Below are 13,368 nucleotides of genomic sequence, written 5' to 3' on the forward strand. Positions count from 1 at the left end.
CGCATTCCCGCTGCCGCCGCGTTCTAAGCGCCGCCCCGGCCGGCGCCGGCTGCTCTACGCTTTCGGGCATGACCGACCCCGATAAGGCCGCAGACCGCCGCGAGATCACCGACGCCCTGCTCACCGCGCTCGACCGCCGCCACGAGGTGCTCGACGCGATCGTCGAGGCGTCGGACCGGGCGGCCGCGGTCGCGGCGATCAGCGCACTGCTCGGCACGTCGGCGGCGGGCGGCGAGGCCGTGATCGGCATGTCCTTCGAGCAGCTCACCCGCGAGTCGCGCCGCCTGATCGCCCGCGAGCTCGACGACTTGAACAGCCAGCTGACGTTCACGCTCGGCGAGCGGCCCGCCAGCTCCGGCGACAGCCTGCAGCTGCGGCTGTTCTCCCCGACCGAGGACCGCGACATCTTCGCCGCCCGCACCGCCGACGTGGGGTCCGCGGGCGACGGGTCGGGCGCACCGGCCGCCGACCTCGACGACGAGATCGTCGCGGCCCGGTCCCGCGTCGAGGCCGAGGAGGCCGCCTGGTTCGTCGCCGTCGACGGCGCGCAGAAGGTCGGCATGGTGTTCGGCGAACTCGTCGACGGCGAGGTGAACGTCCGGATCTGGATCCATCCCGACCACCGGCAGCGCGGCTACGGCACCGCCGCGCTGCGCAAGTCGCGCTCGGAGATGGCGTCGTACTTCCCGGCGGTGCCGATGGTGGTCCGCGCGCCCGCCGCGGTGCCCGGCCGGTGAGCGGCGCCCTCGCCCGCCGGCGGCTGGCCCGGTTCGCCACCCGGACGTTCAGTTATCCGGAGGTGGGCGCCACCCGCGGCGAGCTGCCCGCCGGTTACGACCACATCCGGCGGTCACAGGTCATCGGCCGCGGCACCGAATGTTTCGACTTCGCTTCCGACGCGGTGCGGCGGTGGGCGCTGCAGCGTGCCACCGGGCTGCCGGTGACCGCGGGCACCGAGCGGGCCGAGCCCGGTTCGGTCGTGGTGATCGGCGCCGGACCGCTCACCGTGCCGTGCCGCGTGGTGTACGTCGTCGACGAACCCGACCGCCGCGGCTTCGCCTACGGCACGCTGCACGGCCACCCAGAGGCCGGCGAGCAGCGGTTCGTCGTCCGCCACGACCCGGCCACCGACGACGTCCACCTCGAGATCACCGCGTTCTCCAAACCCGGCACGGCGCTGACCACGCTGGTCGCGCCGCTGACCCGCGCGCTCGCCCGGGCGACCATCTCCCGCTACTTCCGCGCATTCGACTGAGCGGGCGGCCCGTCGTTTGGGCCGCGACCCTTCGGGTATCGCGCTGTGTGTGGACGCAACCGCTCGGACCATCCTCATCACCGGCGCGTCGAGCGGCATCGGCCGGGAGACCGCGCTGTTACTCGCCGCCCGCGGCGACCGGCTGATCCTCACGGCCCGCGGCGCGGAGGGCCTGGCGCAGATCGCCGCCGAGTGCCGCGGCGCCGGCGCCGCCGACGTGCTCGCCCGGCCCACCGACATCTCCGAGCGCGACCAGGTCGTCGAGCTGTTCGACGCAGCCGTGGCGCAGTTCGGCGGCATCGACGTCGTGATCCAGAACGCGGCGATCGCGGTGTTCGGCCGGTTCGCCGACGTGCCCGCCGACATCTTCGACACCGTCATCAAGACCAACGTCGTCGGCGCCGCCAACGTGGCGCGCTGCGCGGTGCAGCACTTCCGCGACCGCGGGCAGGGCCACCTGCTGATCGTCGGCTCGCTGCTGGGCCACACCGCCGTGCCCTACATGGGCGCCTACGTGATCAGCAAGTTCGCGGTCACCGCGATGATCCGCACGCTGCGCCAGGAGACCCGGGAGTTGAAGGGCGTCGTCGTGCACGGCATCTACCCCGGCGCCGTGGACACCCCGATCTACCCGCTGTCGGCCAACTACTTCGGCCGCCGCGCCCGGGTCCAGCCGATCAAGGACCAGCCGTCCAAGCAGGCCAGGGCCATCGTGGCGGCCATCGACAAGCGGCGGTCGTCGGAACGTCAGGTCGGGCTCGCCAACCGCCCCATCCTGGCCGGCTACCGCGTGCTGCCGCGGGTGTTCGACGCCATGGCCGGCCCGCTGCAGCGCGTCGGCACATTCACGAAGGACCCCCTCCCACCGACCACCGGCAACGCGATCAAGCCGGTGCCGTCACCGCAGTCCACCCAATAAGTCGTCCACCCCATAAGTCCCACCACCACCACCACCACCAAGGAGATCCCCATGGCACGCGCAACGCTGTTCCACCAACTGCACGACATCGGCCTCGCGGCCTGGTTCGGCGGCACGCTCGCCAACGCCGTCGCGCTCAACGCCGCGGCCGCCGACGCCGGCGGCTCGACCCGCACCGGGGCGGTGGCCAACAAGGGCTGGAACCGGTGGACGCCGGTGAACGCCGCCGCGATCGGCGTGCACCTGGTCGGCGCGGCCGGACTGGTCAAGCACGACATGGGTCGGGCGAAGGTGCAGCAGGGCGTGCCGAGCATGGCCGCGGCCAAGACCGGGCTGACGGTCGCCGCCCTGGCGGTGACCGGGTACAGCCGCCTGCTGGGGCGCCGGGTCGCCGCGCACGACGCCGTGCCCGCCGCGGACGGCACCACGCCACTGCAGACCACGCCGCCCGACGTGGCCGCCGCGCAGAAGCAGCTCAAGCTGCTGCAGTGGGCCATCCCCGCGCTCACCGGCGGGCTCGTCCTCATCGGCGCCTACGCCAGCGAGCAGTACCGGCCGGAGGAGGTCACGAAGGGCCTGCTCCAGCGGGTGCTGCCGTGACCACGGCCGAAGACCTGCACGGCGACCCGCACGTCGAGCGCTACCTGGAAACCGGCGGCGAGGACGGCTTCCACTGGCACGGCACCGAGATCCTCATCCTGTTCACGAAGGGCCGCAAGACCGGCCAGGAGCGCCGCCACGCGCTGATCTTCCGCACCTGGGGCGACGACGCCTACCTGGTGGTGGCGTCCAAGGGCGGCGCCGACCAGCCGCCGGCGTGGTTCCGCAATCTGCAGGCAAACCCCGACGCCGAGGTGCAGATCAGAGCCGAGCGGTTCCCCGTACGGGCGCGGGTCGCCACCGACGACGAGCACCCGAAGATGTGGTCGCGGATGGTCGAGGTGTGGCCGGACTACGACGAGTACCAGCGCAAGACGTCGCGGCCCATCCCGGTGGTGGTGCTCGAACGCCGCTGATCTGCCGCCCCGGGCCACAATGGGGCGGTGCGGACGTGGCGCAGGCGGGGTGCGATCGCGGCGGCGGCCGTGCTGGCGGTGGCTTTGGTGCTGCTCGGCGGTGCCGCCGCGTGGTTCGGTATCCCGGCCTGGCGCGGTGGCTACATCGAGAACTGGACCGCCCGCGACGGCGAGGTGGTCAAGAACCTCACCTATCGCGACGGGTTGGGTTACGACCTGTACCTGCCGGCGGGCGCGGCGTCGCGGCCGGAGCAGTCGGCGGTCGTGTTCCTCCACGGCGGCGCGTGGACGGGTGGCTCGCGCAAGTACATGGACTACGCCGCGCGGCGGTACGCCAAGGCCGGTTACCTCACCGCGACCATCGACTACTCCGTCAACCGGGACGGCAACGGCGTCACCATGTTCCGGATGCTCGACGACGTCGGCGCCGCCATCGAGGCGCTCAAGGCGGAGACCGCGCGGCGCGGCTACCACGTCACCCGGCTCGCGCTGTCGGGGACGTCCGCCGGCGGCCACCTGGCGCTGCTCTACGCCTACTCGCGCGCCGCCCGGTCGACCATCCCGCTGAAGCTCGTGTTCACCCAGGTCGCCCCCACCGACTTCAGCGCCCAGAGCTGGGGTTCGGCCGACACCGCCGCCCAGCTGGTGAGCATGGGCACCGGCCGGCGGATCACCCCGCAGATGATGCTCGACGGCAGCGCCGACGACGCGATCCGGTCGATCTCCCCGGTGGCGTTCGTCGGGCCCGCGAGCGTGCCCACGGTCGTCGCCTACGGGGGCCGCGACCACACCGTGTCGGTGTGGCATGCCGTGAAGCTGCTCCGTGCTCTCGACGACCATCGAATCGACCTCGCGTTCGTCGGCTATCCGCGCTCGGGCCACGAACTGACCAGGGACTCCGAGAGCGTCGCGCGCTGGAAGACGGTCACGCTCGACTACCTGCAGCGCTATCTGACGGGTTGACCGACCGGATCGCATCACACACCCGTTAGTGGAGCTAAACGTGGGGGTAAGCGCACGCCATGGTGCATCGCGTCGGCAACCCTCGAACCCAGCAGCGCGACGTCTCGCCGCCGTCCTCGGCGACCGACGCCGCCGACCCGCCCGACCGGCTCGACGCCCGGCTGCTGCGCATCGCCGGGGTGTGCCTGCTCGGCGCGGTCATGACGATCCTCGACACGACGGTCGTCAACGTCGCGCAGCGCACGTTCATCGCGGAGTTCGGCTCGACCGAGGCCACCGTCGCCTGGACCATGACCGGCTACACGCTGGCGCTTTCCACCGTCATCCCGCTCACCGGCTGGGCGGTGGACCGGTTTGGCACCAAGCGGCTGTTCATCGCCTCGGTGGTGCTCTTCACCGCCGGATCCCTGCTGTGCGCGTTCGCCGACACCGTCGGGCTGCTGGTCGCGTTCCGCGTGGTGCAGGGGCTCGGCGGCGGCATGCTGATGCCGCTCACGTTCACCATCCTGACCCGTGAAGCCGGGCCGAAACGGATGGGCCGGCTCGCCGCGGTGCTCGGCGTTCCGATGCTGCTCGGCCCGATCGGCGGCCCCATCCTGGGCGGCTGGCTGATCGACGCCTACGGCTGGGAGTGGATCTTCCTCATCAACGTGCCGATCGGCGTCGCGGCGGTGATCCTGGCGGCGATCGTGTTCCCCGCCGACAACCCGGGGACGGCCGAGCGGTTCGACGTCATCGGCATGCTGTTGCTCTCACCCGGGCTCGCGATCTTCCTCTACGGCGTCTCCGCGATCCCCGAGTACGGCAGGTTCACCGACAGCCACGTCGCCGTGCCCGCACTCGTCGGCCTGGCGCTGATCGTCGGCTTCGTCTACCACGCGCTGGTGCGGGCCGACCATCCGCTGATCGACCTGCGGCTGTTCACCGACCGGGCGGTGTCCGCCGCGAACGGCGCGATGCTGTTCTTCGCCGCGGCGTTCTTCGGCGCCAGCCTCATCCTGCCGAGCTACTTCCAGCAGCTGCTGCACCTGACGCCGCTGCAGTCCGGGGTGCACCTCATCCCGCAGGGCCTCGGGGCGATGGTCACCATGCCGATCGCCGGGCAGATCGTCGACCGCCGGGGGCCGCGGCCCGTCGTCCTCGCCGGGGTCGTGCTCATCACGTTCGGCATGGCCGCATTCGGCTACGGCGTGTGGCATCAAGACGCCTACCTGCCGGGCCTGGCCGGGGCGCTGGCCGTCATCGGGCTGGGGATGGGCTGCATCATGATGCCGTTGACGACGGCCGCCGTGCAGACGCTGCGCCCCGAGCACATCGCCCGCGGCTCGACGCTCATCAACGTCAACCAGCGGGTGGCGGGCTCCGTCGGCACCGCCGTCATCTCGGTGATCCTCACCCACCAGATCGACCGCAGCGACGTCCTGCGCGCGGCCGAGCAGGTCAACGGGCTGCAGGAGCAGGCGCGGGCCGCGGGCCGGCCCGTCGATCCGGCCGCGATCCCGGCGATCGCCCGCCAACCCGGATTCCCCGACCACGTGATGGCGAGCCTCGCGCACGCCTACACCGCGACCTTCGTCGTCGCCGCGGTGCTGGCGGCGGTGACGCTGGTTCCGGCGCTGCTGCTGCCCAAGCGGCCGCCCGAGACCGCCGTGTCACCGGCGGCCGCCGCGGCCTGAGCGCACCGCAGCCGCGCGGTCGCCGGCACCGCGTCCCGCCGCGCGCCGTAGAGTCCGGCGGGTGAGCTCGCCCCGCAGCCATGCGCGATCGGTGCGGGGCGCGCTCGTCGGCGCGAGCTCGGCCGTGATGGCCGCCGGCGCGCATGCGGCCGGCGGTGCTTCGCTGGGCCGCGGACCGGCCCTGATCGTCGTGTCGCTGGTGTGCGCCACCGTCGGCGCGCTCTGCGCGAGCGCCCGCCTCGACGGCCGCCACCGGATGCCGGTCGTCACCGCGGCGCTCGCGGCGGCGCAGTTCGCGAGCCACCTGACCTTCGCGTTCGCCGGGCACCACCACGACGGCGGGCTCGGCCCCGCGATGGTGGCGGCGCACCTACTCGCCGCGGTGCTGCTGGGCGCCGCGATCTCGCTCGTCGAATACCTCTGCGTCGTCGGCGCGTCGGTGCTGTGCTGGCTCCGGCTGTTCGCCGCCGCCACCTCGCGACCGCCCGCGTTCCGGGCCCGCCGCGCACCCGATGTCGTCGTCGCGCGCCGTGAGCTGCTGCGCTGCGGGCTCGCCACCCGCGCGCCGCCCGCGCCCACCCGCTGACCCGTCTTCTCCCGTGCCGCCTCCCCGCGAGGCGGCTCCCCGCTGCCGTGCGCAGCCCCCACGCGCCCGACGCGCGCGTCCCCACCCTGGCGAAGGACCTCCCTTGACGACGACCCCTGACGACGTGCACGACCCCACCACCCGCCGCCGGCATCCGCGCGGCCTGCGACCGCTGCTGCTGCGGCTGCACTTCTACGCCGGCGTCTTCGTCGGCCCGTTCATCCTGGTCGCCGCGGTGACCGGGCTGCTGTACGCGCTGATCCCGCAGCTGGACGCCGCGGTGTACCGCCATGAACTGACCGTCGACCGGATCGGGCCGCAGCGGCTGCCGCTGGCCGATCAGCTCGCCGCGGCGCGCACCGCCCACCCCGAGGGCGCGGTGGAGAGCATCCGGCCGCCGGCCGCACCCGACGAGACCACCCGCATCACGCTCGCGGTGGACGACGTTCCGCCCGACTACGCGCGGACGGTGTTCGTCGACCCCTACAGCGGTGAGGTGCGCGGCGCGTTGACCACCTACGGCGAGTGGATGCCGGTGCGGGCCTGGTTCGACGAACTCCACCGCAACCTGCACCTCGGCGCGCTCGGCCGCAATTACAGCGAGCTCGCCGCCAGCTGGCTGTGGGTGATCTCGCTGGCCGGGCTGGTGCTGTGGTTCACCCACCGCCGCGACACCCGCCGGCTCCGCCGCCTGGCCGTGCCCGACCGCGGCACGACCGGCCGGCGCCGGCAGCTGTCCTGGCACGGCGCGCTGGGGGTGTGGACGCTGGCGGTGCTGCTGGGGCTCTCGGTCACCGGCATCACCTGGTCGCGGTACGGCGGGGAGTCGGTGAACCTGGTGCAGGAGGCGCTGCGGACCGCGGCCCCGACCGTGGACACCGCCGCGGCCGGGCACCATCACGGCTCGCCCGCCGCCGCCGGGGTCGCCGGCGCCGACACCGTGCTCCGCACCGCCGAATCGGCCGGCCTGCGCGCACCGCTGTGGCTGTATCCGCCCGCGGCGCCGGGAGAGAACTGGCGGGTTGAGGAGAACAAGCGCACCTGGCCGACGCAGTTCGACGCGATCGCGGTCGACCCGGGTACCGGACAGCTCACCGACCGCGTCGACTTCGCCGAGTGGCCGTTCCTGGCGAAGCTCACGAACTGGGCGATCGACGCGCACATGGGCGTGCTGTTCGGCCCGATCAACCAGGCCGTGCTGATCCTCACCGCCCTCGGCCTGATCGCGATCGTGCTGCTCGGCTACCGCATGTGGTGGCAGCGGCGGCCGACGCGCGGCACCTGGGCGCGTCCCCGCCCGCCGGCACGCGGCGCGCTGCGCAGCTTTCCGGTCGCGGCGCGGGCCGGCGTCGTCGCGCTCGCGCTCGCCGTCAGCTGGTTCCTGCCGCTGTTCGGGCTGAGTTTCGCCGCGTTCGTCGCCGTCGACGTCGCGGTCGCCGCGGCGACCCGCCGGCGGGCGGCACGATTGACCGGGGACGGCGCCGGGTAGCCGAACGGCGACAGCACGACAACCGGGAGGTGTCCGTGGCGGACCATGTCGAGGTCGACCCCGCACTGTGGGAGGAGTTCCACCGCGTCGTCAACATGACGTCGCGGGAACTCTCCGAATGGCTGCGCACCCGATCGGCCGAGGAAGACGCGGAGGCCCTGCCCGACCAGGCGGGGACCCCGACGGGCCGGCACGTGCTGGCGATCCTGCAGAAACGCAAGGTCGACCTCACCGAGGACGACGAGCGCGTGATGCGCCGGGTCGTCGAACGCATCCACGCCGAGCGTGGCGTGGACATGGAACCGAAAGCCGGACAAGAGAACTGGCGTCACCGCCTGATGACGCTGGGACACGACCCACTGAAAGCGGGACGATGATGGACCGAGGTAGCGCCAAGCACAGCCCCCGCGAGGACGACGCGCTCAAAGCTGAGCTGCAGGGCATGCTCAAGGCGAACCACTCCACCCGGGCGGAGGAGTGGCGCGACCCCGAAGGCCCGGCCGACGACGACCCGGACGTGCCCATCGCCGGGCCCACCGACCGCTGACGGCCGCCCCTGGACTCCCACGTGCGGTGGGACGTGGCGCGGCGGTGCCGGTCATCGCGCTGACCGGTTACCTCGGCGCCGGCAAGACCACGCTGCTCAACCATGTGCTGCGCACGCCCGGCGCGCGGATCGGGGTGGTGATCAACGACTTCGGCGAGCTCAACGTCGACGCGTCGCTGGTCACCGGGCAGGTCGACGAGCCGGCGTCGATCACCGGCGGCTGCATCTGCTGCCTGCCCGACGACGGCGGTCTCGACGAGGCGCTGGAGAAGCTCGCCGATCCCCGGCTGGCGCTCGACGCGATCATCGTCGAGGCGAGCGGGCTGGCCGATCCGGTGGCGATCGCGCGCATCATCCGGTTCAGCGGCGTCAAGCGGATCCGGCCGGGCGGCGTGGTGGACGTGGTCGACGCGGCGGCGCACGCCGGCACCGTCGACGCCGGAAAAACCACGGGGGCGAGCGGAGCGACGGGAGGGAAAACCGCGCCGCCGGCCCGCTACGGCGTCGCCTCGCTGGTGGTGGTGAACAAGCTCGACCGCATCCCCGAACGCGACCGCGCCGCGACCCTGGCGGGCATCGAAGGCCGGGTGCGGCAGCGCAACCCGCACGCCCACGTCGTCGGCACCGTCGGCGCGCGGATCGATCCGGCCCTGCTCTACGACGTCGCCGCCGGTGACGACGCCACCGGCCAGCTCTCGCTGCGCGAGCTGTGGCTGGAACCGGCCCACGCCGACGCCGCCGACCACGTGCACGCCGCCTCGGTCACCGCCACCAGCGGCGGGCACGTCGATCCCGGCGCGCTGCTCGACCTGGCCGAGCGGCCGCCGGCCGGCGTGTACCGGCTCAAGGGCGTCGTGGCGGTGCGCCACCGCGACCGGAGCCGCAGCTATGTGCTCAACGTCGTCGGCGATGCGGTCCACGTGTCGGCGGCTCCGCCGCGGGCGGTGACCAACAGCCTGGTCGCGATCGGGACGGCCTTCGACGAGGCGCAGGTGCGCGCCCGGCTCGCGGCGGCGCTGCGCCCGCGCGACGGGCCCGCGCCGGCGGCCGGTGTCCGGCGATGGCAGCGCTACCGGCGGGCGAGCGGGTGATCCCCGTCGACCCGCCCGCCGCGTCCCGGCGGTCGCATGTGGTCCGGCTCGCCGCATTCGCGGGGTTCCTGCTGACGCTGTTCTTCCTGACGGCGGTCGCGGGGGTGGTCGACGTCGGGCAGGTTCGCGGCGCGGTGGCCGCGACGGGACCGGCGGCGCCGCTGGTCTACGTGGTCGTGTCCGCGGCGCTCGGGGCGGTGTTCGTGCCCGGTCCGATCCTCGCGGCGGGCAGCGGCGTGTTGTTCGGACCGCTGCTGGGGACCGTCGTCACGCTGGGTGCCACCGTCGGCACCGCGGTCGTGGCGGGCCTTGTCGGGCGCCGCGCGGGCCGTGACAGCGCCCGCGCGCTGCTCGGTGCCCGCCGCGCCGAGCGCATCGACGCCGAGATCGCCCGCTGGGGGCTGTGGGCGGTGGTCGGCCAGCGGTTCGTGCCCGCGGTGTCCGACGCACTGGCGTCCTACGCGTTCGGCGCGTTCGGCGTGCCGGTGTGGCAGCTGGCGGTCGGAGCGTTTATCGGCTCGGTGCCCCGGGCGTTCGTCTACACCGCGCTCGGGGCGTCGATCGGCGAGCTCTCGGCGCCGCTCGCGTTCACCGCGATCGCCGTGTGGTGTGTGACGGCCGTGGTGGGCGCGCTGCTCGCGCGCGGCGCGTATCGGCGCTGGCGCGCCGGTGGGCCCACCGAACCGGACCGCCGCTGACATCCGGCAAGTTACCCTTCGGTAGACAGACGCCACCTGCCCTCATACGGCCTCGGCCGCCCGACGCGAAGGACACCCGTGACGCTGCCCGAATCCCGACCCGCGTCCGACCAGCCCCGCCACGTGCCGATCATCATCGTCGGCAGCGGGTTCTCCGGGCTCGGCGCCGCCATCCGGCTCGACCAGGCCGGGCACCGCGATTTCCTGGTGCTCGAGCGCGGCGGCGACGTCGGCGGCACCTGGCGCGACAACACCTATCCGGGTGCCGCCTGCGACGTGCCCTCACACCTGTACTCGTACTCGTTCGCGCTGAACCCGGATTGGACGCGCTCGTTCTCCAGCCAGCCCGAGATCCAGTCCTACATCCGGGGCGTCGCGCAGCGGTACGGCGTGCTCGACCGGCACCTCTTCCACTGCGAGGTGACCCGCGCCGCGTGGCATGACGACGAGCAGCGCTGGCATGTGCAGAGCACCGCCGGCGCCTTCACGTCCGACGTGCTGATCGGCGGGGTCGGCGCACTCGCCGAGCCGTCGCTGCCCGACATCGACGGCATCGAGGGCTTCCGCGGCGAGATCTTCCACTCGGCGCGGTGGAACCACGACGCCGACCTGACCGGCAAGCGGGTCGCGGTGATCGGCACCGGCGCCTCGGCCATCCAGATCGTGCCGGCCATCGTCGACCGCGTCGCCCGCCTCGATGTCTACCAGCGCACCGCGCCGTGGCTGCTGCCGCGCTTCGACCGGCGCTTCACCCGCGCCGAGCGGTGGATGTTCCGGCACGTGCCGGGCGCCACCCGCATCGCCCGCGCCGGCATCTACGCCGCGCGCGAGACGCAGGTCGTCGGGCTGGCCAAGCAGCCGGCGCTGATGAAGGGCTTCGAGCTGCTCTCGCGCGCCAAGATCCGCGCCGAGATCAAGGACCCTGAGCTGCGGCGCAAGGTGACGCCGAACTTCCGCATCGGCTGCAAGCGCATGCTGATCTCCAACGAGTGGTATCCGGCGCTCGACCGCGACCACGTCGAGCTCGTCACCGACGGCATCGCGAAGATCACCGAGAACGCCATCGTCAGCGCCGACGGCACCGCCCGCGAGGTGGACGCCATCATCGTCGCGACCGGCTTCCACGTCACCGATTCCCCGACCTTCGAACGCATCTGCGGCCGCGACGGCCGCAGCCTCGCCGACACCTTCGCCGACGGCGGCATGCGCGCGTACAAGGGCGCAACGGTCGCGAACTTCCCCAACATGTTCCTGCTGGTCGGGCCGAACACCGGCCTGGGCCACAGCTCGATGGTGTACATGATCGAGTCGCAGCTCAACTACGTGGTCGATGCGATCACCACGATGAAGCGGCGCGGCCTGCGCGTCGTCGAGGTCACCCGCGAGGCGCAGGACGCCTACAACGAGGACCTGCAGCGCCGGCTCCGAGGCACCGTGTGGATGACGGGCCGATGCGCCAGCTGGTACCTCGACGCGCACGGCAACAACACCACGCTGTGGCCGGACTTCACGTTCCGTTTCCGGCAGCAGACCAGGCGGTTCGACCTGCCGGCCTACGCCGCCGCGTGATTCAGCTGCCGCTGCCGCCCACCTCGGCCGGCAGCGGCGGACCCGGCGGCGGCGCCGCCGACGACGGTGCGGAGGGTGCCGGGGCGGCCGGTGCCGAGGCGCCGTGGGAGTCCACCAGCGGCTCGTCGCGGATCAGGCCGCCGCCGACGCTGACGGTCAGCGTGTCGCGCGACACCGTGTAGCGGGCGCCGCCGCTCTCGGCGACGTAGGTGCCGTTGGTGCCCGCCGTGGCCGGCACCACCAGCTTGGCGCCGTCGCGCAGCCGGACGCCGCGGTAGGTGAGGTCGCCGTCGGGCGCTTTGCAGATCGCCACCCGGGCCGTCGCCGTGCTGCCGAAGAGCACCGCGACGTCGGGGGCGGTGCAGCGGGCGGTCGAGTCGAGGTAGCCGCGGGCGTCGCTGGCGGGGGCGGCGCCCGCCGGCACCTCACCGCCGACGGCCAGCAGCGCCGAGCACGCGGCCGCGGCGCCCGCCACGCACAGCACCGGAATCAAGGGTGGTCGCATGGCCTTTCACGCAACCACGTCCGCTGACCGCCGGGCGAGGGCCGACACGCGATCTCGACGTAACCGTTAGGTCGCCGCGACCTGCCCGGCAGCGACTAGCTTCGGGATGCCGCGTCCGCGCGGGTGGCAGCGGCTTCTGAGCTGCGGATCGCGGTGATGACGCCGCGGTTGTGCGCCAGCACCTCGTCCATCACCGCGGTCGTGATGCTGCGCACCGCCAGCATCGGCGCCACCCACGCCGGCGCGGTGACCCGGAACGCGCGCCGTTCGATGCCGTCGAGCACCGCCTCGGCCGCCCGCTCGGCGGTCATGGGCGCGGTCACGAAGCCGGGCGCGGCCCGCCGGACCGCCGTGACGTGGTCGTGGGCGAACACCTCGGTCGCCAGGTCGGTGTCGATGAACCCCAGGTAGGCGATGCCCGTCGTGACGCCGTGGGAGTCCAGCTCCACGCGCAGCGTGCGGGCGAGCGCCTCGACGCCGGCCTTGCTCATCGCGTAGGGCGCGGCGAGCACGCCGTTGAAGAACGCGTAGATCGAGCCGACCAGCATGATGTGGCCGCGCCGCTCCAGCACCGCGGGCAGCGCCGCCCGCACCGTCCGCCACTGGCCGAGCAGGTCGACGTCGACGGTCCGCTCGAATGCGTCGGGGTCGATGGTCGCAACGGTGTCCGACGGCGGCGCGATGCCGGCGTTGGCGATGACGACGTCGATGCCGCCGAATTCCGCGACCGCCTCTCGGGCCGCGCGGTGCAGCGCCTCGGCGTCGGTGACGTCGGCCTCGAACGCCGCAGCGCCGCTGCCCAATTCGGCGGCGAGCGCCTGCAGCGGCGGAAGTCGCCGCCCGACCAGCGCCACCGCGGCGCCGCGGGCGTGGGCCTGCCGGGCCAGCTCGGCGCCCAGTCCGCGGGCGGCGCCGGTGATGAACACGACGCGGCCGTCGAGGTCGAGCCGCGGCGGCGCGCCGGCCAGCCGGCCGAGCAGCGGGGTGGCGCGGACGGCCCGCACCGCAGCGCGGCCCAGCAGCCGGACGGCGTCGTTGATCATGGTGGCCCTTT

At 73.3% G+C, this 13,368-nt stretch carries 16 protein-coding genes; 14 read left to right on the top strand and 2 right to left on the bottom strand.

Annotated elements, in window-relative coordinates:
* Positions 1-68: 68 nt before the first annotated feature.
* From LV457_RS17275 to LV457_RS17340, 14 genes are all read left to right on the top strand, one after another.
* Positions 69-737, top strand: a complete 669-nt coding sequence (locus LV457_RS17275; RefSeq protein WP_232172756.1) for a GNAT family N-acetyltransferase — start codon at positions 69-71, stop codon at positions 735-737.
* Positions 734-1,255 (top strand): DUF1990 domain-containing protein, encoded by a 522-nt coding sequence (locus tag LV457_RS17280; protein WP_232172757.1) that lies wholly within the window; start codon positions 734-736, stop codon positions 1,253-1,255. The genes LV457_RS17275 and LV457_RS17280 overlap by 4 nt, the downstream gene beginning before the upstream one ends.
* Positions 1,256-1,304: 49 nt before the next feature.
* Positions 1,305-2,174, top strand: coding sequence for an SDR family oxidoreductase (locus LV457_RS17285; protein WP_232172758.1), 870 nt, complete (start codon positions 1,305-1,307; stop codon positions 2,172-2,174).
* A 51-nt stretch (positions 2,175-2,225) separates the two neighbouring features.
* Positions 2,226-2,774, top strand: coding sequence for a hypothetical protein (locus LV457_RS17290; RefSeq protein ID WP_232172759.1), 549 nt, complete (start codon positions 2,226-2,228; stop codon positions 2,772-2,774).
* The gene (locus tag LV457_RS17295) at positions 2,771-3,190 is read left to right on the top strand and encodes a nitroreductase family deazaflavin-dependent oxidoreductase (protein WP_232172760.1); all 420 of its coding nucleotides are present in this window, start codon (positions 2,771-2,773) and stop codon (positions 3,188-3,190) included. Before LV457_RS17290 ends, LV457_RS17295 begins: the two co-directional genes overlap by 4 nt.
* 27 nt (positions 3,191-3,217) lie before the next feature.
* Positions 3,218-4,153 (top strand): alpha/beta hydrolase, encoded by a 936-nt coding sequence (locus LV457_RS17300; RefSeq protein ID WP_232172761.1) that lies wholly within the window; start codon positions 3,218-3,220, stop codon positions 4,151-4,153.
* Between the two features lie 59 nt (positions 4,154-4,212).
* Positions 4,213-5,829 carry a DHA2 family efflux MFS transporter permease subunit gene (locus LV457_RS17305; RefSeq protein WP_232172762.1) on the top strand — a complete coding sequence of 539 codons (1,617 nt, stop codon included), beginning with the start codon at positions 4,213-4,215 and terminating at the stop codon, positions 5,827-5,829.
* Between the two features lie 61 nt (positions 5,830-5,890).
* Positions 5,891-6,415: a hypothetical protein gene (locus LV457_RS17310; RefSeq protein ID WP_232172763.1), complete on the top strand. Its 525-nt coding sequence runs from the start codon at positions 5,891-5,893 to the stop codon at positions 6,413-6,415.
* A 103-nt stretch (positions 6,416-6,518) separates the two neighbouring features.
* Entirely contained in the window at positions 6,519-7,904 is a 1,386-nt protein-coding gene (locus LV457_RS17315; RefSeq protein WP_374198880.1) for a PepSY-associated TM helix domain-containing protein, read from the top strand.
* A 35-nt stretch (positions 7,905-7,939) separates the two neighbouring features.
* Positions 7,940-8,281 carry a DUF3140 domain-containing protein gene (locus LV457_RS17320; protein ID WP_232172764.1) on the top strand — a complete coding sequence of 114 codons (342 nt, stop codon included), beginning with the start codon at positions 7,940-7,942 and terminating at the stop codon, positions 8,279-8,281.
* The gene (locus LV457_RS17325; RefSeq protein WP_232172765.1) at positions 8,278-8,451 is read left to right on the top strand and encodes a hypothetical protein; all 174 of its coding nucleotides are present in this window, start codon (positions 8,278-8,280) and stop codon (positions 8,449-8,451) included. The genes LV457_RS17320 and LV457_RS17325 overlap by 4 nt, the downstream gene beginning before the upstream one ends.
* Before the next feature lie 26 nt (positions 8,452-8,477).
* Positions 8,478-9,542: a GTP-binding protein gene (locus tag LV457_RS17330; protein ID WP_232172766.1), complete on the top strand. Its 1,065-nt coding sequence runs from the start codon at positions 8,478-8,480 to the stop codon at positions 9,540-9,542.
* Positions 9,512-10,240, top strand: a complete 729-nt coding sequence (locus LV457_RS17335; RefSeq protein WP_232172767.1) for a TVP38/TMEM64 family protein — start codon at positions 9,512-9,514, stop codon at positions 10,238-10,240. The genes LV457_RS17330 and LV457_RS17335 overlap by 31 nt, the downstream gene beginning before the upstream one ends.
* A gap of 78 nt (positions 10,241-10,318) precedes the next feature.
* Positions 10,319-11,809 carry an NAD(P)/FAD-dependent oxidoreductase gene (locus LV457_RS17340; RefSeq protein WP_232172768.1) on the top strand — a complete coding sequence of 497 codons (1,491 nt, stop codon included), beginning with the start codon at positions 10,319-10,321 and terminating at the stop codon, positions 11,807-11,809.
* 1 nt (position 11,810) lies between these two features.
* On the opposite strand, the gene LV457_RS17345 is transcribed toward LV457_RS17340, so the two are convergent.
* Entirely contained in the window at positions 11,811-12,314 is a 504-nt protein-coding gene (locus LV457_RS17345; protein ID WP_232172769.1) for a hypothetical protein, read from the bottom strand.
* A gap of 95 nt (positions 12,315-12,409) precedes the next feature.
* The gene (locus LV457_RS17350; RefSeq protein ID WP_232172770.1) at positions 12,410-13,357 is read right to left on the bottom strand and encodes a short-chain dehydrogenase/reductase; all 948 of its coding nucleotides are present in this window, start codon (positions 13,355-13,357) and stop codon (positions 12,410-12,412) included.
* Positions 13,358-13,368 lie beyond the last annotated feature (11 nt).

Source organism: Mycobacterium sp. MYCO198283, assembly GCF_021213805.1.
Lineage (GTDB): Bacteria > Actinomycetota > Actinomycetes > Mycobacteriales > Mycobacteriaceae > Mycobacterium.

What these genes read in the sequence shown, in the direction of transcription:
- LV457_RS17290 (WP_232172759.1), top strand. Translation starts at nt 2,226, where the DNA reads ATGGCACGCGCAACGCTGTTCCACCAACTGCACGACATCGGCCTCGCG.
- LV457_RS17345 (WP_232172769.1), bottom strand. Translation starts at nt 12,314, where the DNA reads ATGCGACCACCCTTGATTCCGGTGCTGTGCGTGGCGGGCGCCGCGGCC.
- LV457_RS17350 (WP_232172770.1), bottom strand. Translation starts at nt 13,357, where the DNA reads ATGATCAACGACGCCGTCCGGCTGCTGGGCCGCGCTGCGGTGCGGGCC.
- LV457_RS17325 (WP_232172765.1), top strand. Translation starts at nt 8,278, where the DNA reads ATGATGGACCGAGGTAGCGCCAAGCACAGCCCCCGCGAGGACGACGCG.
- LV457_RS17305 (WP_232172762.1), top strand. Translation starts at nt 4,213, where the DNA reads ATGGTGCATCGCGTCGGCAACCCTCGAACCCAGCAGCGCGACGTCTCG.
- LV457_RS17275 (WP_232172756.1), top strand. Translation starts at nt 69, where the DNA reads ATGACCGACCCCGATAAGGCCGCAGACCGCCGCGAGATCACCGACGCC.
- LV457_RS17335 (WP_232172767.1), top strand. Translation starts at nt 9,512, where the DNA reads ATGGCAGCGCTACCGGCGGGCGAGCGGGTGATCCCCGTCGACCCGCCC.